The sequence below is a fragment of the Vibrio sp. V12_P9A6T4 genome (assembly GCF_963874835.1).
GTDB lineage: Bacteria > Pseudomonadota > Gammaproteobacteria > Enterobacterales > Vibrionaceae > Vibrio > Vibrio anguillarum.
On record NZ_CAWNJO010000035.1, the window covers coordinates 1 to 19330 of the forward strand.

The 19330-nt window shown below is 45.4% G+C and carries 20 protein-coding genes, 2 tRNA genes, 1 rRNA gene and 1 riboswitch; of the genes, 18 read left to right on the plus strand and 5 right to left on the minus strand.

From position 1 onward, the window contains the following. Positions 1-148: 148 nt before the first annotated feature. The 10 genes from rrf to thiH all read left to right on the plus strand — a co-directional run bounded on the left by rrf (position 149) and on the right by thiH (position 7622). Positions 149-264 (plus strand): 5S ribosomal RNA (rrf, locus tag AACQ42_RS03175). A gap of 29 nt (positions 265-293) precedes the next feature. Beyond that, positions 294-370: transfer RNA gene (locus AACQ42_RS03180), tRNA-Asp, on the plus strand. Between the two features lie 60 nt (positions 371-430). Next, positions 431-507: transfer RNA gene (locus AACQ42_RS03185), tRNA-Trp, on the plus strand. 367 nt (positions 508-874) lie between these two features. Beyond that, entirely contained in the window at positions 875-1258 is a 384-nt protein-coding gene (gene crcB, locus AACQ42_RS03190) for a fluoride efflux transporter CrcB (RefSeq protein WP_013855606.1), read from the plus strand. A gap of 52 nt (positions 1259-1310) precedes the next feature. Further along, a riboswitch (TPP riboswitch) is annotated at positions 1311-1409 on the plus strand. A gap of 108 nt (positions 1410-1517) precedes the next feature. Then, positions 1518-3467 (plus strand): phosphomethylpyrimidine synthase ThiC, encoded by a 1950-nt coding sequence (gene thiC, locus AACQ42_RS03195; RefSeq protein ID WP_094166276.1) that lies wholly within the window; start codon positions 1518-1520, stop codon positions 3465-3467. A gap of 4 nt (positions 3468-3471) precedes the next feature. Continuing rightward, positions 3472-4767 carry a thiamine phosphate synthase gene (gene thiE, locus AACQ42_RS03200; protein ID WP_094166277.1) on the plus strand — a complete coding sequence of 432 codons (1296 nt, stop codon included), beginning with the start codon at positions 3472-3474 and terminating at the stop codon, positions 4765-4767. Further along, positions 4757-5545: a HesA/MoeB/ThiF family protein gene (locus tag AACQ42_RS03205; protein ID WP_094166278.1), complete on the plus strand. Its 789-nt coding sequence runs from the start codon at positions 4757-4759 to the stop codon at positions 5543-5545. The genes thiE and AACQ42_RS03205 overlap by 11 nt, the downstream gene beginning before the upstream one ends. Then, positions 5533-5742: a sulfur carrier protein ThiS gene (gene thiS / locus AACQ42_RS03210; RefSeq protein ID WP_010319419.1), complete on the plus strand. Its 210-nt coding sequence runs from the start codon at positions 5533-5535 to the stop codon at positions 5740-5742. The genes AACQ42_RS03205 and thiS overlap by 13 nt, the downstream gene beginning before the upstream one ends. Next, positions 5743-6513: a thiazole synthase gene (locus AACQ42_RS03215; RefSeq protein WP_094166279.1), complete on the plus strand. Its 771-nt coding sequence runs from the start codon at positions 5743-5745 to the stop codon at positions 6511-6513. After that, positions 6510-7622 carry a 2-iminoacetate synthase ThiH gene (gene thiH / locus AACQ42_RS03220; RefSeq protein ID WP_094166280.1) on the plus strand — a complete coding sequence of 371 codons (1113 nt, stop codon included), beginning with the start codon at positions 6510-6512 and terminating at the stop codon, positions 7620-7622. The genes AACQ42_RS03215 and thiH overlap by 4 nt, the downstream gene beginning before the upstream one ends. A 194-nt stretch (positions 7623-7816) precedes the next feature. Here thiH and AACQ42_RS03225 read toward each other — a convergent pair whose 3' ends face one another. Further along, positions 7817-9607: an aminopeptidase P family protein gene (locus AACQ42_RS03225; protein ID WP_176429730.1), complete on the minus strand. Its 1791-nt coding sequence runs from the start codon at positions 9605-9607 to the stop codon at positions 7817-7819. 158 nt (positions 9608-9765) lie between these two features. Next, complete coding sequence (locus tag AACQ42_RS03230; protein ID WP_026027502.1) at positions 9766-10707, minus strand: LysR family transcriptional regulator; 942 nt, start codon at positions 10705-10707, stop codon at positions 9766-9768. Between the two features lie 116 nt (positions 10708-10823). Here AACQ42_RS03230 and AACQ42_RS03235 point away from each other — a divergent pair, with 116 nt between their 5' ends. Together AACQ42_RS03235 and tsrA are read left to right on the plus strand one after the other, a co-directional pair. Further along, entirely contained in the window at positions 10824-12023 is a 1200-nt protein-coding gene (locus AACQ42_RS03235; RefSeq protein ID WP_010319414.1) for a multidrug effflux MFS transporter, read from the plus strand. A 90-nt stretch (positions 12024-12113) separates the two neighbouring features. Then, a complete protein-coding gene (tsrA, locus tag AACQ42_RS03240; protein WP_017044523.1) occupies positions 12114-12395 on the plus strand; it encodes an H-NS-like global regulator TsrA in 282 nt (93 codons plus the stop codon). A 77-nt stretch (positions 12396-12472) separates the two neighbouring features. Here tsrA and asnC read toward each other — a convergent pair whose 3' ends face one another. Beyond that, positions 12473-12937 (minus strand): transcriptional regulator AsnC, encoded by a 465-nt coding sequence (gene asnC, locus AACQ42_RS03245; protein ID WP_010319577.1) that lies wholly within the window; start codon positions 12935-12937, stop codon positions 12473-12475. Positions 12938-13092: 155 nt separating this feature from the next. Between asnC and AACQ42_RS03250 the strand changes: the two genes are divergently transcribed. Beyond that, entirely contained in the window at positions 13093-13872 is a 780-nt protein-coding gene (locus AACQ42_RS03250) for a class I SAM-dependent methyltransferase (RefSeq protein WP_094166282.1), read from the plus strand. A gap of 111 nt (positions 13873-13983) precedes the next feature. After that, positions 13984-14430, plus strand: coding sequence for a hypothetical protein (locus AACQ42_RS03255; protein ID WP_013855620.1), 447 nt, complete (start codon positions 13984-13986; stop codon positions 14428-14430). Positions 14431-14563: 133 nt separating this feature from the next. On the opposite strand, the gene AACQ42_RS03260 is transcribed toward AACQ42_RS03255, so the two are convergent. Then, positions 14564-15439 carry a carboxylate/amino acid/amine transporter gene (locus AACQ42_RS03260; protein WP_088733018.1) on the minus strand — a complete coding sequence of 292 codons (876 nt, stop codon included), beginning with the start codon at positions 15437-15439 and terminating at the stop codon, positions 14564-14566. Between the two features lie 56 nt (positions 15440-15495). Further along, positions 15496-15921, minus strand: coding sequence for a universal stress protein (locus tag AACQ42_RS03265; RefSeq protein WP_010319581.1), 426 nt, complete (start codon positions 15919-15921; stop codon positions 15496-15498). Positions 15922-16075: 154 nt separating this feature from the next. Here AACQ42_RS03265 and ftnA point away from each other — a divergent pair, with 154 nt between their 5' ends. From ftnA to AACQ42_RS03285, 4 genes are all read left to right on the plus strand, one after another. Next, positions 16076-16603 (plus strand): non-heme ferritin, encoded by a 528-nt coding sequence (gene ftnA, locus AACQ42_RS03270; protein ID WP_013855622.1) that lies wholly within the window; start codon positions 16076-16078, stop codon positions 16601-16603. A gap of 70 nt (positions 16604-16673) precedes the next feature. Further along, a complete protein-coding gene (gene uspB / locus AACQ42_RS03275; protein ID WP_010319583.1) occupies positions 16674-16997 on the plus strand; it encodes a universal stress protein UspB in 324 nt (107 codons plus the stop codon). 145 nt (positions 16998-17142) lie between these two features. Then, positions 17143-17964 carry an HDOD domain-containing protein gene (locus AACQ42_RS03280; RefSeq protein ID WP_019282127.1) on the plus strand — a complete coding sequence of 274 codons (822 nt, stop codon included), beginning with the start codon at positions 17143-17145 and terminating at the stop codon, positions 17962-17964. Positions 17965-18106: 142 nt separating this feature from the next. Then, positions 18107-19294: an NAD(P)/FAD-dependent oxidoreductase gene (locus AACQ42_RS03285; protein ID WP_094166283.1), complete on the plus strand. Its 1188-nt coding sequence runs from the start codon at positions 18107-18109 to the stop codon at positions 19292-19294. The last annotated feature ends 36 nt before the right edge of the window (positions 19295-19330 follow it).

Genomic DNA, 19330 nt, shown 5'->3' on the forward strand with positions numbered 1-19330 from the left:
GTGTGTAAGCGCTGCGAGGCGTTGAGCTAACCAATACTAATTGCCCGTGAGGCTTAACCATACAACACCGAAGGGGTTTTGTGGGCTCAATTGAAGAACATTGAATGTGTGAATGAGAACGAAGCAGCTTTCCGAATTAAGAAATTTGCTTGGCGACCATAGCGTTGTGGACCCACCTGATTCCATGCCGAACTCAGAAGTGAAACACAACAGCGCCGATGGTAGTGTGGGGTCTCCCCATGTGAGAGTAGGACATCGCCAGGCTTTGAATATTGTCTAACCAGACACGCTGCGGAGCGGTAGTTCAGTTGGTTAGAATACCGGCCTGTCACGCCGGGGGTCGCGGGTTCGAGTCCCGTCCGCTCCGCCACTTATTAAGAGCCTCAGCAGTCATGTTGAGGTTTTCTTCAATGAGAAGCATAAATTATTTAGGGGTGTAGCTCCAACTGGCAGAGCAGCGGATTCCAAATCCGCGTGTTGGGAGTTCGAATCTCTCCACCCCTGCCATCTATCAAGCCTCTGCAGAAATGCTGAGGCTTTTTGCTATCTGTTCACTTCCTCTATGATAGCAATCCGAAAAATTAACTAATTCCGTTTACCTCATCCCTTCGGCACATTTTTGTGGCCAGCTCTCTGTACTCAAGCTGTATCCAAGAAAGCGATCCCGAGCGTGAAATAGCCTTAATTAGATCATATTGTTACTTCAATTGGCATTAAGAGCGGTTTAGCTTATCCATTTACTCAGTAAGTGACGGATGTAATTTTTTAAAAGCACTAGATTATCAGCATAACTTTCCTTGATTATTTTAGTAATTAGGTTCGATTTATTATGCTTAGCGGTTAAAATAACGACGGTTACTTTTAGGAATTCGCTATGGGACAGCTGTCTATTTTAGGTTTTATTGCATTAGGTGGCGCATTTGGCGCATGTGCACGTTATTTAGTTACCGAGCTATGTGTGTTCTTGTTAGGACGCGGGTTTCCTTATGGAACGCTCACCGTTAACGTTGTCGGTTCATTTATTATGGGATTATTGATCGCTGCTTTTGAGAGTGAATTACTTGCAACTGAGCCATGGCGCCAGATTATTGGTTTGGGTTTCTTGGGTGCATTAACCACATTTTCTACATTTTCTATGGATAATGTATTGCTGATGCAGCAAGGAGCCTTTCTGAAAATGGGTGTTAATGTCTTATTAAACGTGGTGCTAAGTATCTCAGCAGCTTGGATAGGTTTCCAGTTGTTGATGAGAAGTTAACGAAATTACAATTTCATCTTGGTTAATGGATAGTCTTTCCCTATAATCGTGACTCAACTTGTCGGAGTGCCATAAGGCTGAGACCGTATTTTCGGGATCCGTTGAACCTGATCAGGCTAATACCTGCGAAGGGAACAAGAGAATATAACCTGCTAGTGATCTATCTAGCGTTATATCCTTAAGATCAAAACTCTATTTTGATCAACTCTTGTGCATTAATCCGTCAAGCATTTATCCCTAGTACAAAAAGGAAGATGCTATGTCGAGTCGCAAACAAGCGAGACTGAAAGCCAAACAATTCATTGACACATTGTCTGTCGAACCCTACCCAAATTCCTCTAAAATCTATATTACTGGTTCACGTTCGGATATCCGCGTGCCAATGCGTGAGATTAAACTAGCTGACAGCTTGGTCGGGGGTACAAAGTCCTCACCGATTTATCAACCGAATGAATCTATATGCGTTTATGACACTTCAGGTGTCTATACCGACCCATCTCATACTATCGACTTATATCAAGGTTTGCCTAAATTAAGGGAAAAATGGATCGCTGAGCGGGATGATACCGAGTGGCTTGATGAGGTCAGTTCTGCTTACACTAAAGAACGTTTATCTGATGATACATTGGACGAACTACGTTATGGGAACTTGCCAGCCATACGCCGAGCAAAGAAAGGGAAGTGCGTTACTCAACTTCATTATGCGCGGCAAGGTGTTATCACACCCGAAATGGAATACATTGCCATTCGCGAAAATACGCGACGGGGAGAGTGTATGGATGCACAGCTGAGCCAGCAACATGCAGGGATTCATTTGGGGGCTAATCTACCAAAGCGAATAACTCCTGAGTTTGTGCGTCGTGAAGTTGCCGAAGGACGAGCCATTATCCCGTCGAATATTAACCATCCTGAATCAGAGCCGATGATCATTGGCCGTAATTTTCTCGTCAAAGTGAATGCGAATATCGGTAACTCATCTGTCTCTTCATCAATTGAAGAAGAGGTTGAAAAATTGGTATGGGCAACCCGCTGGGGTGGGGATACCGTGATGGATCTCTCTACTGGGCGCAATATTCACGAAACTCGAGAATGGATTTTGCGTAATAGCCCCGTACCGATTGGCACTGTGCCTATGTATCAAGCATTGGAAAAAGTAAATGGTATTGCGGAGGATTTATCATGGGAAGTAATGCGCGATACCTTACTTGAGCAAGCGGAGCAAGGTGTTGATTACTTTACAATTCATGCTGGTTTATTGCTTCGTTATGTGCCAATGACCGCGAAACGTGTTACTGGCATCGTTTCGCGTGGCGGCTCTATTATCGCTAAATGGTGTTTAGCCCATCATACTGAGAGTTTTCTTTACACTCATTTCCGTGAAATTTGTGAAATTTGCGCCAAGTATGACGTCGCTCTTTCCTTAGGGGATGGACTACGGCCAGGATCCATTGCCGATGCTAACGATGAAGCACAATTTGCAGAGCTGCGCACTTTAGGTGAGTTGACCAAAATAGCGTGGGAATATGATGTACAGGTCATTATTGAAGGCCCTGGCCATATCCCCATGCATTTGATTAAAGAGAATATGGATGAACAATTAAAGCATTGCCATGAAGCGCCATTCTATACCTTGGGCCCATTAACTACCGATATTGCTCCGGGATATGATCACATCACTTCCGGCATTGGCGCTGCGATGATTGGCTGGTATGGTTGCGCGATGCTTTGCTATGTAACACCGAAAGAGCACCTTGGTTTACCAAACAAAGAAGATGTTAAAACGGGTTTAATTACTTATAAATTGGCAGCACATGCTGCAGACCTTGCGAAAGGGCACCCGGGAGCACAAGTGCGCGATAATGCGTTATCGAAAGCACGTTTTGAGTTTCGTTGGGAAGACCAATTCAATCTTGCATTAGACCCAGTTACGGCGCGTGCTTTTCACGATGAAACTCTTCCGCAAGAGTCTGGTAAAGTTGCGCATTTTTGCTCTATGTGCGGGCCGAAATTCTGCTCGATGAAAATCTCTCAAGAGGTTCGAGAGTATGCGCTAGATACCAAGCAAGTTGCTGCTGATGCGCTCATTTCCCTTACGCTGCTAGATGACCCGTTACAAGGCATGAGACAGAAATCACAAGAGTTTAAAGCCTCAGGATCAGAGCTTTATCATCCTGCTGTTACTCAACGGTCAGTCGTTAGTGAGGAGTAATTAGATGATTCAATTACTTATCCCCCGTGATGACATTGCGTTGACTGCTCAAGTACAACAGGTTTTGCTATTGGCCAAGCATCATGGTTTTGATATCGATGATATTTATTTGGGTGCCAGCCCAACTTTATATTGTCAATTAGTAACGCCGTCATGCTCATCTTTGATTGGCAGTGATTGCTTAGCCTCGTGCGAAGATGCGCTAAGTGCTTTAACTGATAAGCCCAATTTATTCTTGCAATACCAAGTCAATTTTTGCGCTCAAATGCCATTTGAGCACTCCCAGAAACGAGAAACTTGTTTGGTCAAGATAGGGCTGACAGCGGCTGACTCACACGACTATGTCGATGGGTGGTATCACGGAGAAGAGCTGCGTAGTATAAGATATTCTACGAATGCTCATGCTGCTGATGCAAAGAGTGAGCACTTTGCTTGGATTCTATCATTGTTGTGTCTCGACTTTCCACTAGAGGATGCTTTAGTGGTTACTCGGGCGGCAATGAGTGTTTCACGTGAAACATGGCCAACAGATAGCCGATATTTTCCTCAGCTACTACATTCAGCAGCTGGCATCTTTGCTGACGATAAACAAAATCACATCTGTTTTTCAAAGATAGACAAAAATATTGGCCTTTATCCTGTTGTGGATAGCGCTGAGTGGGTCGAGCGGTTATTGAAGTTTGATGTAAAGACAATCCAACTGCGAATAAAAGATTCAACACATCCTGATCTCGAATCACAAATTATCGCCGCTATTGAGCTTGGACAAGCCTATCAAGCACAGGTTTTTATTAATGATCATTGGCAGCTTGCGATAAAGCATGGTGCTTTTGGCATTCATCTTGGACAAGAAGATCTCACCAATGCAGATTTAGCACAAATTGCTCAAGCTGGGATCTGTTTAGGCATTTCAACTCACGGCTATTATGAGATTCTGAACATCGCTTCACTAAATCCCAGCTATATCGCTTTGGGTCACATATTCCCAACCACCACCAAAATTATGCCCTCTAAGCCACAGGGGCTTGTTAGGTTGAAACTTTACCAGCAGCTAATTGAGAGTTTAAGTTGTGCCGCCAACTCAGATGAAGTTGTAAGTGCAAAAATACCCACAGTTGCAATTGGCGGAATTAACCTAGAGAACGCATTGCAAGTTTGGCAGTGCGATGTATCCGGCTTGGCCGTTGTACGTGCAGTGACAGAAGCAAAATCACCTCAGTTGGTCATTGATAGTTTCAATCGAATCATACAAAACCGATTACCAAGTAGTGCTGAGGAGGTATGTGATTATGCTTTCTGATGCGCAATTTATCCGTTATCAAAGGCAACTTGCGCTCCCTGAAATAGGTGAGAATGGACAGCAATCTTTACTTGATAGCCGAGTGCTGGTTATTGGTTGTGGTGGTTTAGGGTCTGCGGCCGTTTTGTATTTGGCGAGTGCTGGTATTGGACAACTGGTAATAGTGGATGATGACCGAGTTGAAAGCAGCAACTTACCTCGGCAGGTGATCTACCGAGAGAGGCAAATTGGTCAAACCAAAGTCGATGCGATGGCAGAGCAAATTAAAGCCATCAACCCTGATTGCAGAGTAAGAGCGATATCTAAACGCCTTATTGGTACTCAGCTCGAACTGGAAGTGCTGAATGCTGATGTCGTTCTTGACTGCACGGATAACATCCACAGTCGTCAGCAAATTAACCAGTTGTGCCGCAAACTAATTAAACCATTGATTTCAGGTTCGGCTATTGGATGGAAGGGGCAAGTCATTGCTTTTGATCAACTGCCGTTGTCACCTTGTTATCACTGTTTAGTGCCTGATAGCGAACTGCCTGCCGCGCAGCGTTGTAATGAATTCGGTATTCTGGGGCCTGTCGTCGGAATCATCGGAACCCTGCAAGCTTTACAAGCCATCATGATATTGACTCGACAGACGATGCGTAATGCTAACCAACTGACACTGTTTGATGCTCATTTGTTTCAATTCCAAACCTTAAATGTTGTTAAAGATCCTCAGTGCGAGGTGTGTGGGTACCCACAGGCTGATCAGATAAAGGGAGAAGCCACATGTCAGATATAACCATCAAGATTAATCAGCAGTTTCATCAAGTTTCAGCGGGAACCAGTATTGCGGATCTCACCAAACTGCTTTCGATCACTATTACCGGTTGTGTGTTTGCCCTGAATCAGAGCGTGGTGCCACGTAGTGCGTGGTCAACGACCCTATTAAGTGAAGGCGATCAAATATCGCTGTTTCAAGCCATTGCAGGAGGCTAAATGTTAACGATAGCGAATAAACAGTTTGAATCTCGCCTGTTCACTGGTACGGGGAAATTTGCCAACCGAGAGTTAATGACAAAAGCTATTGCCATATCTGGTTCACAAATGGCGACGATGGCATTAAAGCGAGTCGATCTTAATCAATTAAATGATGATATTTTAGGGCCACTTATCGAGTTAGGCGTCCATCTTTTACCCAACACATCGGGTGCGAAAAATGCGAAGGATGCGATTTTTGCAGCCCATTTAGCGCGCGAAGCGTTATCGACATCGTGGTTGAAGTTAGAAATTCATCCCGACCCTAAGTATCTGATGCCTGACCCTATCGAAACGTTAAAAGCAGCGGAACAATTGGTGAAAGATGGATTTACCGTATTGCCTTATTGTCATGCTGACCCCGTGTTGTGTAAGCGTTTAGAGGAGGTGGGGTGCGCGGCCGTAATGCCATTAGGTGCGCCAATTGGATCGAATAAGGGACTGGTCTCACGAGATTTTTTAGAAATCATCATCAACCAAGCTCGTGTACCCGTGATTATTGATGCCGGTATTGGCGCACCTTCGCATGCGGCTTTTGCGATGGAATTGGGCGCGGATGCTGTCTTAGTTAACACCGCAATTGCGGCCGCGGGCGATCCGATACAAATGGCGTTGGCATTTAAGTTGGCGGTGGAGTCGGGTCGAATGGCTTATGAGGCAGGGCTTGCAACTCAGGTTCATCATGCTATCGCATCCAGCCCTCTAACTGCATTTTTGGATCAATCGCGATGAGCTTTTTAGAACGTTTCAAACAACTCGATTGGGACGATATTGCGTTATCAATCCGTTCCAAAACAGCGTCAGATGTCGAGCGAGCATTGCATAAAGAGAAGCGCGATTTGGAGGATTTTAAGGCATTAATCTCTCCTGCTGCTGAGCCTTATATCGAGCAGTTAGCGCAACTTTCTTACTCACTGACGAGGCAACGCTTTGGCAATACTCTTTCTTTTTATATCCCGCTTTATCTTTCAAATTTGTGTGCCAATGCGTGCACTTATTGTGGATTTTCGATGGAGAATCGCATCAAGCGGCGTACATTAAGTTTGCATGAAGTTGAACGTGAATTAGCGGTTATCAAGCAGATGCAGTTTGATAATGTGTTGCTGGTAACCGGTGAGCATGAAACCAAAGTAGGCATGAACTATTTCCGGCAGATACTGCCGTTGATAAAGCGTCAAGTCAGCTATGTTGCTATGGAGGTTCAACCGCTTCAGCAAGCGCACTATGCGGAGCTAAAGAGCTTAGGTTTAGATGCGGTAATGGTATATCAAGAGACTTATCATCCATCGACTTACGCTTTACATCATCTGCGAGGCAACAAAATGGATTTTAACTTTCGCCTTGAAACACCGGACCGACTTGCCCGGGCGGGGATTGATAAGATTGGTCTTGGCGCTTTGATTGGCTTAGAAGATTGGCGGACTGATTGTTTTTACGTGGCCGCTCACCTGGATTATCTTGAAAAGAGATACTGGAAGACGCGCTATTCGATTTCGTTTCCTCGCTTGCGACCTTGTGAAGGAGGCCTGCAACCTAAATCGGTTATGTCTGACAAGCAGCTGGTTCAGCTCATCTGTGCATTTCGTTTGCTCAATTCAGAAGTGGAACTCTCGCTTTCTACCCGTGAATCGGCGCACTTTAGGGATAAGCTCATTCCACTAGGGATCACCAGCATATCGGCGGGATCAAAAACACAGCCTGGAGGTTATGCAATGCAAGAGGCTGAGCTTGAGCAATTTATGATTAGCGATGAACGTACAGCCGCACAAGTTGCCGCCGCTGTTAAAGGGCAAGGCTTTGAAGTCGTGTGGCGAGATTGGCATGCTGCCTATTCTGGATGAGGTTATGGCTTGCACGTTTCACGTGAAACATATGGATGCATTCATTAAAGTATGGTGATTTGGCTAATAAGGTGAATTCGAGTTAAGATAATCATAAGTTAAAGTAAAGGCGACCCGAGGTCGCCTTTCATCTTTCTAGGTTAAGTTACTACAGGGAAACTACCTACAGCGCATTTGTTCTATCATGTTGAAGTTTAATCATGCTCAATAGATAGCGTCGCTTGGCGCAACCACGCTTTGTTATCACCCTCAACGAGTGGGCTAACTTGATCCCATACTTTTTGATGGTAGTCATTTAACCATGTGAGCTCTGGTCGAGTTAACATATTGATGTTGATCGCGCGCTTATCAATCGGGCAACGCGTGAGTGACTCAAACCCCAACACAGAGAAATCACCTTGTGTTTCAACTTCGACCACCAGTTCTAAGTTTTCTATACGAATGCCAAACGCATCGGCACGGTAATAACCGGGCTCGTTCGACAGTACCATACCCGGAAGCAGTGCGACGTTGTTGAAAACTTTGCTGATGCGTTGTGGCCCTTCATGGACACTCAAAAAGTGGCCGACTCCATGACCAGTGCCATGATCATAATCGAAGCCATTAGCCCATAGGTGCTGACGGGCAAGTACATCAAGCTGATGACCACAAGTGCCTTTTGGAAAGCGTGCTCTGGCTAGTGCAATATGACCTTTCAGCACTAAAGTGAACTGTTTTTTCATCTCTTCACTAGGATTACCAATAGCAATGGTACGCGTAATATCAGTCGTACCATCACAATATTGGCCGCCAGAATCGACAAGATAAAGTGAGTCTTGAGCTAATTGTCCTGGTTTTACTTGGTTTATGTGGTTGTAATGGCACATAGCTGCATTACTGCCTGCCGCTGAAATAGTATCAAAACTAAGATCGGCTAGAGTAGGGTCTTCCTCTCTAAATGCTTGTAAGCGGTCAGATAAATAGCCTTCGTCGTGCAGTCTTTGGCTCGCCACTTCATTATCCAACCAAGCAAGAAATTTGGTCATCGCCACACCATCACGCACGTGGCACGCTTTCATTCCAGAGACTTCGGTTGCATTTTTTGCCGCTTTTAGCAGTAAGCACGGATCGGCGTCATTAATGATTTCAGCAGCGGAATTTTGTAAAGTCAGCGTAAACCATGCATTACTGGTAGCAGGGTCGATCATCACTTTTTTACCTGCGAGTAAATTAAGCTGCTTTTCTAGTTGATCTGGATGGTGAACGCGAACGCCGCCACCGACATGCTTGGCAAATTCCGCAGGAAGACGAGCAGGGTCAAGGAAGAAATCGACGCTGGAGTCAGCATAAATAATGGCATGGGAAAGTAATACTGGTAATCGGGAAACATCAAGGCCACGGATATTTAGCAGCCAGCAGATGGAATCAAGTTCTGTCAGTACCGCCGCATCAATCTTTTTCTTACTCAGCTGATGAGCTATTTGCTCACGCTTATCATGGCTACTGATACCGACGAGTTCATTACCCATCAAGCGCACTGCTGAAATTGCAGCGCTAGGACGGTCCTTCCATAACTCATCGATTGGATTACTGCCGACGGCAATAAGCTGTAACTCATCAGACAATTTTGCCTGTGCTGCTTTAAGCCAGCTTGCTCGATGCATGCGCGGATCAAATCCCACTTTACTACCTGAGACCAATGCGCTTTGGAGCCAATCGAGAACGGGCTCTTCAATCAAGTGACGGTACTCAAAGGTTGCCTCTGGCACTTGTTTACGAACTTGCACGGTATAGCGGCCATCCACAAAAATAGCCGCGCTATCGTGGGTGACCACAGCCGCGCCTGCCGAGCCAGTAAAACCAGTTAACCAATGCAGGCGTTCGTTGTGTTGCGGTACATATTCCCCGAGATATTCATCTTCGTGTGGAATGATGATGGCATCAAGCCCTTGCTGTGTGAGCCAGCCACGTAAGGCTGATACGCGTTGTGCGATTGAATCATGCATCTGTGTTATATCCTTTCTCATAACCGTCCGTTGTAGGTGTAGGGAGCTGTGCAAATCCATAGCAAACCCTGACTTTATTATTGTGTCTATGGGGTTGTGGCGATGGGGACGAGCTTCAATAAGCTACTCTTTTTATCGAACTGGCGCAAACCGCAGCTTCACCTGAGATGCAGTGTTTTGGTTTGGATCATCTGCCTTAACCAGCTCAATGCGGGGTCACTTTCTCTGTCTCTGTGCCAAAATAACGTATAAGCCATAGGTGGAAATTCCATCGGTAATGGCAACACGACGAGATCCATCTGCTTGGCTACTAGGTGGGTGAAGTGGCTCGGCGCGGTAAAGATAAAATCAGTATAAGTACAAAGGCTGGCGGCACTATTGAAATCCGGTACTGTAATTGCGATGTCCCTTTCTCGGCCGATATCCGCCAAGCGATAGTCGAGTAGCCAGCGATCATTACCATCGCAGCGCACTTGTACGTGACGTAGCGATAAATAGCGCTCTAACGTCCAATTGTCTCGTAATGCTGGGTGGTCTTTACGTACCACGCACATTTGGCTATCTCGATAGATCTCTTGCTCACAGATATCACTGGGTGGCAGCATCGTTAATTTGGCATCGTTGATATCAATGTCCTTGCCGGTAATGCCTAAATCCAACTCACCAAGCTGCAATTTCTTAAAGGTTTGGTCATTCCAAGAGTGAGTATTGATGTTGAGATTTGGACCTTGGCTGAAAATAGCGGGCAAAAAATGGGGGAGAATCAATGGGTAGACGCTTTCTACTGCCGCAATATGAAAACGGTATTCACTGCTTTGTGGTGAAAACTGTTGTGGTTGAGTGAGTAGCTCGAGCTGATTGATGAGGGTGTCGAGTTTGGGTTTGAGATAGAGCGCCTGCGGTGTGGCCTTTAAGCCATGTGAATTACGAATAAACAACGGGTCATTAAACTGCTGACGAAGCTTGGCAAGCGATTTACTGACGGCAGATTGACTCAAACAGAGGCGATGGGCGGCGCGCGTTACGTTCAGTTCTTCTAGCAGTACGGACAGACAAACAAGCAAATTAAGATCGATTCTGGCTAATTTTTCTATATTCATCTGTATTTCCATTTGGGAATAATTGTGATGAGTATAAGCCATTTCTATTCATATCATCATTGCTCTACTATAGCCGAGTTGTAAAAGTGTGTTCTTTCTCATTACTGGAGTGTTTCGTGAAGCAAATAACCTCTGACGCGCATAGCAAGCGTCAATTGGCATTACTGATTTTGTTGGTTCTGTTTAGCCCGTTAGCGATTGATATTTATCTACCAGCTTTACCGCAAATTTCTCAAACGTTTCACGTGGAACACGCTTATGCACAAGATACGATTACTTGGTTTCTGTTTGCTATGGGAGTCGGTCAACTCTTTGCTGGCCCGCTAGCGGACAAACTCGGTCGTCGAACTGTTGCATTAGGAGGGATCAGTATTTATGCATTGAGTGCTTGCTTGGCGTGGGCCGCTCAAAGTATTGAATGGATGCTGATGGCTCGGCTACTACAAGGCTTCGGTGCGTGCGCGACATCGGTAGCGGCTTTTGCAACAGTTCGCGATATTTTTGGCCCACAACGTAGCGGCAAAATGATCAGCTACTTAAATGGTGCAATCTGTTTTATTCCTGCATTAGCGCCAATCCTTGGTAGTTGGTTAACTCAGCAATTTGGCTGGCGCAGTAACTTCAGCTTTATGGCTGGTTTTGCCGTGGTCGCGGGTTTAATGATGGTGATTGGTATGAAAGAAACCAACCCGCAAGCCACCGAACAGCAAGCGTTCTTTAAGTTATCGCGTTACTGGTCCGTATTGAAAACACCATCTTTTCTCTTCCATGCTTCATTATGTATGTTAGCGATGGCGGTTATTTTAGCCTATGTCACTTCTGCCCCAGTGGTATTGATGGAAGGTTATGGATTAACCATGAACGAATTTACTTTCTGGTTTGGACTCAATGCCATCATTAATATCGTTGCCTGCCTAAGTGCGCCGAAATTTATGGATAGATTTGGTACCCATATGGCGCTGGTGGTTGGAATTGGCACGTTATTGGTTGCGGGGACTACCATGGTCGCGCTGGCACAACAGAAAACGGCGATTGCCTTTATGCTGCCCATTTTTATGTCATCAATCGGTTTTGCTTGGATTCTGGGAGCGGCCGCAGGAAAAGCACTGGCGCCATTTGGTGACCGTGCGGGAACCGCCGCAGCACTGCTTGGTTTGTTTCAGATGAGTGGTGCTGGCCTGTTAGTTGGCACCATGCAGCGTGTTGGGTTAGAACCTCAGATATTAATTGCACTGCAAATGTGGCTGATTGCGCCAGCGTTGTTTATCCTGTTTTCTAAAGCAGGGCGTTATTGGCATCAATTAGTGGTGAATTAATAAATTGTCACCTGCTGTTTTATATTCTTTTTAACGGGTGTATATTTAGCCACTTAATTATTTCAATTGCACTTTGGAAACGAAACAACAATGTCAATGACAACCTATGAAATGGCTCGAATTTGGGAACAACTCGACGAGTCTCCAGAAAAGGTCATGTTCGGAAAATTGCTGAATGAATTAGGCAACCAAAGTAGTGAGCGTATTCGCAGTGCCGCCAAACAAGTACCATTACCAGTTCTGCGTGATTTAGTCTTTCAGTTTCAACAAGTGATTGAAGCGCGTAAAGGCGAGCAAGTCGAAATCATGGCGAAGGAATTGGCAAAGCAGGGTATTTCGGCTGAAGAGCTTTTAACTTATCTGAACAAATAATTTATTATCAGTACCGATGCCATAGCCCGGAATTTAGTTTCGGGCTTTTTATTGCGTGGTGTTTGCGGCTTCGGTGGTTAAGGATTCACATTTCGGTTAATCGGGTTCTGCAAGGAAATAAGCGTCTCTGTGGATTGCACTTCATCAATAGCCTGTAATTTGTCGATCAGCACAAATTGTAATTCTTCAATCGAGCGGCACATTAACTTCACAAAAATATTATAGGCTCCTGTGGTGTAATAGGCTTCCACCACTTCATCCAGCGCATTGAGTTTGGCGAGCGCCGAATGGTAGTCTCGCGCGGCATTGAGATTGATACCGATAAAACAACACACGTCATAACCCAATTTTTTGGTATTGACGATCACTTCCGTACCCTGAATGATATCGGCCGATTTCATCTTTTCAATACGAACATGGATAGTGGCAGGGCTAACGTTGAACTGCTTGGCCATTTCTGCGTAGGGCGTGCGTGCATCGTCCATTAAAATTTTTAAAATGGCGCGGTCGAGTTCGTCCAGTTTAGCGGTAGTGGCTTGCATTACAGCATCCTTATCATTGAAATGGTTCGCTCAGTTTATCACTGGTCGTTGTTTCTCGTAAGCCGCCGTTTAAGAAAAGCGATAAGCTTTAGTCACGTCAGTGAAAATTGGGTAAACTCAAGCCTCCTCATTATTTCCTTTGTTTCGGAGTTAACTTGCAGCTACAACTGATTTGCGAAGTTCCTGCTCAGCAAGCACATTTGGATACATTAGCCGCGCGTTGGGGATTAAAACCATGCGCCGAGAGCCCATTTGCCTTGGTATTAACTCAGTATCGTCTTGAGTTGCGTAAACTGGATGAGCCTAAACTCGGCGCTATTTATGTCGATTTAGTCACGGGGGCGGTTGCTCACCGACGTAAATTTGGTGGCGGTAAAGGTCAGTCGATAGCCAAAGCTGCTGGACTAAACAAAGGAGCGACACCGACCGTGTTAGATGCAACGGCTGGGTTAGGTCGTGATGCTTTTGTGTTGGCCTCGCTTGGCTGTAAAGTGCAAATGGTCGAGCGGCATCCCGTTGTGGCCGCGCTGCTCGATGATGGTTTAGAGCGTGCCAAGCAAGATGCAGAGATTGGTGGCTGGGTAAGCGAGCGTATGTCGTTACTTCACGCTTCGAGTCATGATGCGCTCGAAAAACTGGCGCAAGATGAAAATTTTGTAAAGCCAGATGTGGTGTATCTTGACCCCATGTACCCGCACCCGGAAAATAAAAAACAAACGGCTTTGGTAAAAAAGGAGATGCGCGTCTTTCAATCGCTGGTGGGCGCTGACTTGGATGCTGATGCATTATTAAACCCAGCCTTAAGTTTGGCGACCAAACGCGTGGTGGTGAAGCGTCCTGACTATGCCGATTGGTTAGACAAACAGAAGCCGAGTATGGCGATTGAAACCAAGAAAAATCGTTTTGATGTGTATGTGAAAGCGGCGATGATCTAACGCATTCAATACGTTAGCTTTGGCGAGAAAATCTCGTGGCCCATAGATGTAATTTAGTGCTTGCTTAATCGTGTTTGGAATTGTATATCTAACTAATAATTATTCCTATTCGTGATCGAGGCGTACATGAATAAGCGTTTATGCAAATTGAACCGACACGATATTACTAGCCAGCTTGGGGATATCCATCAGATTGTGGCTGCGCCAAAATTTCTTTGTCGCTCATGTGCTCGTTCATCATCGGATAAAAACACGCTGTGTAAGCCTGCTGCTATTCCGAGTGCATCGACAAAGCTTGTTTCGGAAGGGAAGAAACAACTGCGCTCTGGTACGTCAAATGGCATGACGGACAAAGGTAAAAAGGCCGCCAAGCGATCGGAAAAACAGAACAAGAAAGCGTTAAAAAAACAAAAAAAAGTACTGAAGAAGTTAGAAAAAGTGCTGAAACAGCAGCAAAAACTGTTAAAGAAACACCCTGCATTACAAGTAAAGTTTGCCGATGTGAATCAACGAATTTCTTCGGTTAGTGAACGTTCACTACAACGGCAGATTCACTAAAAACAGATAGTTTACTAAAAATAGATGGTTTACTGAAAACAGATGGTGAGTTAAACCGAGCTACGATGGCCCTTTTTCAACAACAAAGCCCGCGATGATTGCGGGCTTTGTTGTTTTTAACGCTCAACCTGATTCAGTGAGTACGGCTGGCAGCGACTTTGCGTTTTACCCAAGTTTCATTGACCCACAGTGAGAACAAAATGATCACGCCGCCAATGGCAAGGCGGATTAAATCTACGTCGCGATTCCAAATCAGAATGTTCACCACTAATCCGGCGGGAACCAGCGCATTATTCATAATCGCTAATGCGCCTGCATTGACTAAACAGGCTCCTTTGTTCCACACGAAGTAACCAAGCCCAGAAGCAATTACCCCTAAGTAGATCAAAATACCCCATTGCAAAGAGGTAGTGGGCAGTTTTTCACTATTACCAAACAGTAAAAATGCCACGCTTGCTACCACCAATGCACCTAAGTAGAAATAACCGAATACGCTGTGTTGCGCTAAAGTAATGGTCTCTTTTTCCATGAGGTATTTATAAGCCACTTGGCCGATAGCAAAACAGAGGTTAGCCCCTTGCACCACCAAAAAGCCCAGCAAAAAGTGCTCGTTTATTGCCGCAAATTTAATAAAAACGGCACCGATTACGGCAATGGCCGCCGTCACTAAGTACCACGGAGAAAAGCGGCCTTTCAGTAGATCGTAGATCAGCGTGACGTAGATTGGTGTAAACACCGTAAACAGCAAAACTTCAGGAACCGATAGCAGTAAAAATGATTGATAGTAGAAACAGTACATCAGGCCCAGTTGGATTCCACCAATGGTCATCAACTTAGCGATCAACGGAGCAGGAACGGTTTTAAACCTGATCAAAGGTAGAAATACTAAGCTCGCTAATGCAACGCGCATCCAAACCGCGAACCAAGAATCAACTTGACCGGCGAGATAAACGCCGATCAAGCTAAATGAAAATGCCCAAAGTAGGGTGACTGCAGAGAGATAGGCCATAACAAACAACGCTGAACAGTAAATAACCTGCAGTCTAACCGAGTTTTGGCTTGTCGTCAGTCGTGAAGTGGTATTACAAGCATGTCGACTGGCGAACAGTTAATCAGTTGCCGAGTGGATGAGAGTAACTTGCTCCAAAAATCTTGATGATGACCGCAGACCACCAAATCAACACTGAATTCAGCGATGGTTTCGCATAGCTCATTACTGAGGTCGCCGCTGCCTACTAGTGTATGGCGGATAGGGTATTGCGCGTGTTCCGCTAAGGCTTGCAGCTGCTTTTGTGACGCTTCCATCGCGTGATGTTGAGTTTCTGCTAAATTGATATCAATGAGTCCGGTATACAGCTCGGCATAGTTGACATCAATGTGAATGAAAGAAACGTCAGCATCGAGTGGTTTTGCCAGTGCAACAGCTTTGTCGACTAAGAGTTTACTGTCTTCTGAAAGATCAATGGCAACCAAAATATGTTGATAACTCATTGTATTATCTCCTGATGGGGTACTGATTAAAGATTAGCACTGAGGCCGAGAGTTTTTTGTCGTCGTGATCTCATATCCGCATACCTGGCTCAAAGTGTTATGGTGAGGTTCATGGTATAGTCAATTCAAATCGTTACATAAACTAGGAGTCGACATGTTGTCACAAGCTATGGTTGAAAAACTGAATGAACAAATTAATCTGGAATTTTTTTCATCCAATCTATACTTACAAATGAGTGCTTGGTGTGAAGATAAAGGATTTGAAGGTGCTGCCGAGTTTTTACGCGCTCATGCCGTAGAAGAAATGCAGCACATGCAGCGTTTATTCACCTACGTGAGTGAAACGGGTGCACTGCCTATCCTTGGTGCGATCGCAGCGCCAAAACATAAGTTTACGAGCCTTGGTGAAGTGTTTCGCGAAACTTATCAACATGAGCAGATGATTACTCAGCAGATTAATAAACTCGCTCATGCGGCGTTCACATCTCAAGACTACTCAACGTTTAACTTCCTTCAGTGGTACGTTGCGGAGCAACATGAAGAAGAGAAGTTGTTTAAAGGGATTTTAGATAAGCTAGAGCTTGTGGGTGATGATGGTAAGGCGCTGTTCTTCATCGACAAAGATCTAGCCGCAATGGCAAAAGCCGGCTCATCTTCTGTAATGGATACCCAAGCTGTGTAATCGCAGCAGAAAGAGTATGAAGCGATCGTCTTTTTCTTTGGGTTCTATGCAAAGGTGTAGGGAGGAAAAGATGATCACTGGGGATACAATTTTATTTGCGCTAATGCTGGTCACTGGGGTTAACCTAGTCAGGTATCTTACTGCGCTACGCTCACTTATTTACATCATGCGTGAAGCTCATCCATTGCTTTATCAACAAGTGGATGGCGGTGGCTTTTTTACCACTCACGGTAATGTCACCAAGCAGGTTCGTCTTTTCCATTATTTGAAAGGTAAAGAGTATCACCATCACCACGATCCCCTATTTACGGGCAAGTGTGATCGCGTTAGAGCGCTGTTTATCTTGTCGATGTCATTGCTGGCCGTGACAACCTTCGCGGCTTGTATCGTATAACTGAGCCAGTCATTGTATTGATTAAAGGAGCTATCGTGCTCCTTTTTTATCGTCTGTATAAAGTCATCGACTTATTTCTTCACTATTATGCATCTTCATTGTGCGGCGACTATTATTAGCAAGAGCAATCGAAAGGAGAAAAATAATGGATGAAAAAGCACTGCTCGCACGTTTGAATGAGTTACCTCGTATTCAACAAGTATTACAAGAACTACTCGAAATGGTTAATAAGGAAGAGGTCGATTTTGGTGCGCTCACAAAAAAAATTGCCATGGAACAAGTGTTGAGTGCGCGGCTGCTTCGCCTTGCAAATTCGGCACATTTTGGCGGAAGCCGCACAGTGGCCTCTATCAATGATGCGGTGATTCGTGTCGGAAGTGGCTCGGTGAGAACTATGGTGGTGGCATCGGTATTATCCAGTGCTTTTCCTAAAATTGACACCTTGGATCTGCAGCAATATTGGTCCGATACCTTTGAAATTGCCATTATCGCCAGCAAACTGGGGGCCGCTTGTAAACTCGATGCCAATAGCGTTTTTACTACCGGAATATTGCACAACATTGGCCAATTGATGATCCACACATTAGCGCCGCAAGAAGCGTTGAAAATTCGCCTTTGTGTTGATGCTGGTGAAGTTGAACTAGAAGCACAACAGCAAATCATCCATACCGATGCGAATGTACTGGGGGCGAAGCTAGCCAAAGCTTGGAAGTTTCCTGATGAGATGGTCGATGCGATCGCCTACTCTGCGCAGCCAGAAAAAGCGCAGCTTTCACCAAAACTTGCCCGTGTATTGCATTTTGCCCGTGATATCCACCATCAATGGGATATCCTGACCGAAAAAGAAAAACGCTTATTTCTGGCTGAGCACCCAGATGCTCGTGTGCTGGCAATATCTGCCACATTTGCTGAAACAATTGACGCCGTTCGCGGAAAAGGGCGCGAGCTTGCCGAGCAGCTCGTCTAATACCGTCGCTGGTGGATTAACCTTGTCTTCACTCAATTAGTCGTTAAAATGTCCCCCATTGATAAGGATGTACGCCACCAGCGCTGCATCCTTTTTGTTTGTCATTAGGTGCGTGTGCGTCTAATTAAATGAAGGTGAAAGCATGAGTCAGTCGTTTGATGTTGTCGTTATTGGTGCTGGCGCCGCCGGGCTAATGTGCGCCGCGCAAGCTGGCCTGCGCGGGCGCAGCGTATGCGTTCTCGATCATGCCAAAAAGCCTGGCCGTAAAATTTTGATCTCAGGTGGCGGTCGCTGTAATTTCACCAATTATGAACTATCGGCCGCCAACTATTTATGCCGCAATCCCCATTTCGTTAAATCAGCGTTATCGCAGTACAGCCAGTGGGACTTTATCTCGCTGGTCAGTAAATACAATATTGCGTTTGAAGAGCGCGATCATGGCCAGCTCTTTTGCCTTGATTCGGCGAAGGACATCGTCAATATGTTGCTAAAAGAGTGCGATTTACCGACGGTCAAGCAGCGTTATCAAGTCGAGATTCAATCGATAGATAAGGTGCCAAACGGCTTTCAGCTCACCACCAATGACGGGCCAATCCAATGCCAGTCACTGGTGGTCGCAACGGGTGGCTTGTCGATGCCTAAACTCGGTGCGACTCCTTTTGGTTACAAAATTGCAGAGCAGTTTGGATTAGCGGTAATCCCAACCACGGCCGGGCTCGTGCCTTTTACACTGCATAAACAAGATAAAGAAGATTTCGCCGAACTGGCCGGCATTGCCATTCCAACTGAAATCACTACTGAAGATGGCACTGTGTTTAAAGAAGCACTGCTGTTTACTCATCGTGGTTTATCTGGGCCGGCGGTGTTGCAAATTTCTTCTTACTGGAAAGCGGGGCAGAAGGTCAGTATCAACTTAGTGCCGGAAGTAGACATCGAGCGGCTATTGAATGAATCACGTGAAGCGCACCCGAATCAAAGTGTAAAAAACACACTCGCGAAAGTACTGCCTAAGCGTTTGGTTGAAGTGCTGATTGAGCGCAAAGCTTTTGTCGATAAACCGCTCAAACAGTTAAACCCACACGAAATAACCGCTATCGCACACGACTTACAACATTGGCCGATTCTTCCCAATGGTACTGAAGGTTATCGCACAGCCGAAGTCACATTAGGTGGCGTAGACACCGATTGCCTCTCATCGAAAACCATGGAATGCAAATCGGTTCCTGGCCTCTATTTTATTGGTGAGGTAATGGATGTGACGGGCTGGCTTGGCGGCTATAATTTTCAGTGGTGTTGGTCAAGCGGCTATGTCGCCGGACAATGGGTGTAAGCTGTTTCGAGATAAAAAGCCATCCTCAACGATAAA

Bases quoted from the DNA above. Each gene is read 5' to 3' on its own strand.
- crcB (WP_013855606.1), top strand. From the start codon at position 875: ATGGGACAGCTGTCTATTTTAGGTTTTATTGCATTAGGTGGCGCATTT.
- thiC (WP_094166276.1), top strand. From the start codon at position 1,518: ATGTCGAGTCGCAAACAAGCGAGACTGAAAGCCAAACAATTCATTGAC.
- thiE (WP_094166277.1), top strand. From the start codon at position 3,472: ATGATTCAATTACTTATCCCCCGTGATGACATTGCGTTGACTGCTCAA.
- AACQ42_RS03205 (WP_094166278.1), top strand. From the start codon at position 4,757: ATGCTTTCTGATGCGCAATTTATCCGTTATCAAAGGCAACTTGCGCTC.
- thiS (WP_010319419.1), top strand. From the start codon at position 5,533: ATGTCAGATATAACCATCAAGATTAATCAGCAGTTTCATCAAGTTTCA.
- AACQ42_RS03215 (WP_094166279.1), top strand. From the start codon at position 5,743: ATGTTAACGATAGCGAATAAACAGTTTGAATCTCGCCTGTTCACTGGT.
- thiH (WP_094166280.1), top strand. From the start codon at position 6,510: ATGAGCTTTTTAGAACGTTTCAAACAACTCGATTGGGACGATATTGCG.
- AACQ42_RS03225 (WP_176429730.1), bottom strand. From the start codon at position 9,607: ATGCATGATTCAATCGCACAACGCGTATCAGCCTTACGTGGCTGGCTC.
- AACQ42_RS03230 (WP_026027502.1), bottom strand. From the start codon at position 10,707: ATGAATATAGAAAAATTAGCCAGAATCGATCTTAATTTGCTTGTTTGT.
- tsrA (WP_017044523.1), top strand. From the start codon at position 12,114: ATGTCAATGACAACCTATGAAATGGCTCGAATTTGGGAACAACTCGAC.
- asnC (WP_010319577.1), bottom strand. From the start codon at position 12,937: ATGCAAGCCACTACCGCTAAACTGGACGAACTCGACCGCGCCATTTTA.
- AACQ42_RS03260 (WP_088733018.1), bottom strand. From the start codon at position 15,439: ATGGCCTATCTCTCTGCAGTCACCCTACTTTGGGCATTTTCATTTAGC.
- AACQ42_RS03265 (WP_010319581.1), bottom strand. From the start codon at position 15,921: ATGAGTTATCAACATATTTTGGTTGCCATTGATCTTTCAGAAGACAGT.
- ftnA (WP_013855622.1), top strand. From the start codon at position 16,076: ATGTTGTCACAAGCTATGGTTGAAAAACTGAATGAACAAATTAATCTG.
- uspB (WP_010319583.1), top strand. From the start codon at position 16,674: ATGATCACTGGGGATACAATTTTATTTGCGCTAATGCTGGTCACTGGG.
- AACQ42_RS03280 (WP_019282127.1), top strand. From the start codon at position 17,143: ATGGATGAAAAAGCACTGCTCGCACGTTTGAATGAGTTACCTCGTATT.
- AACQ42_RS03285 (WP_094166283.1), top strand. From the start codon at position 18,107: ATGAGTCAGTCGTTTGATGTTGTCGTTATTGGTGCTGGCGCCGCCGGG.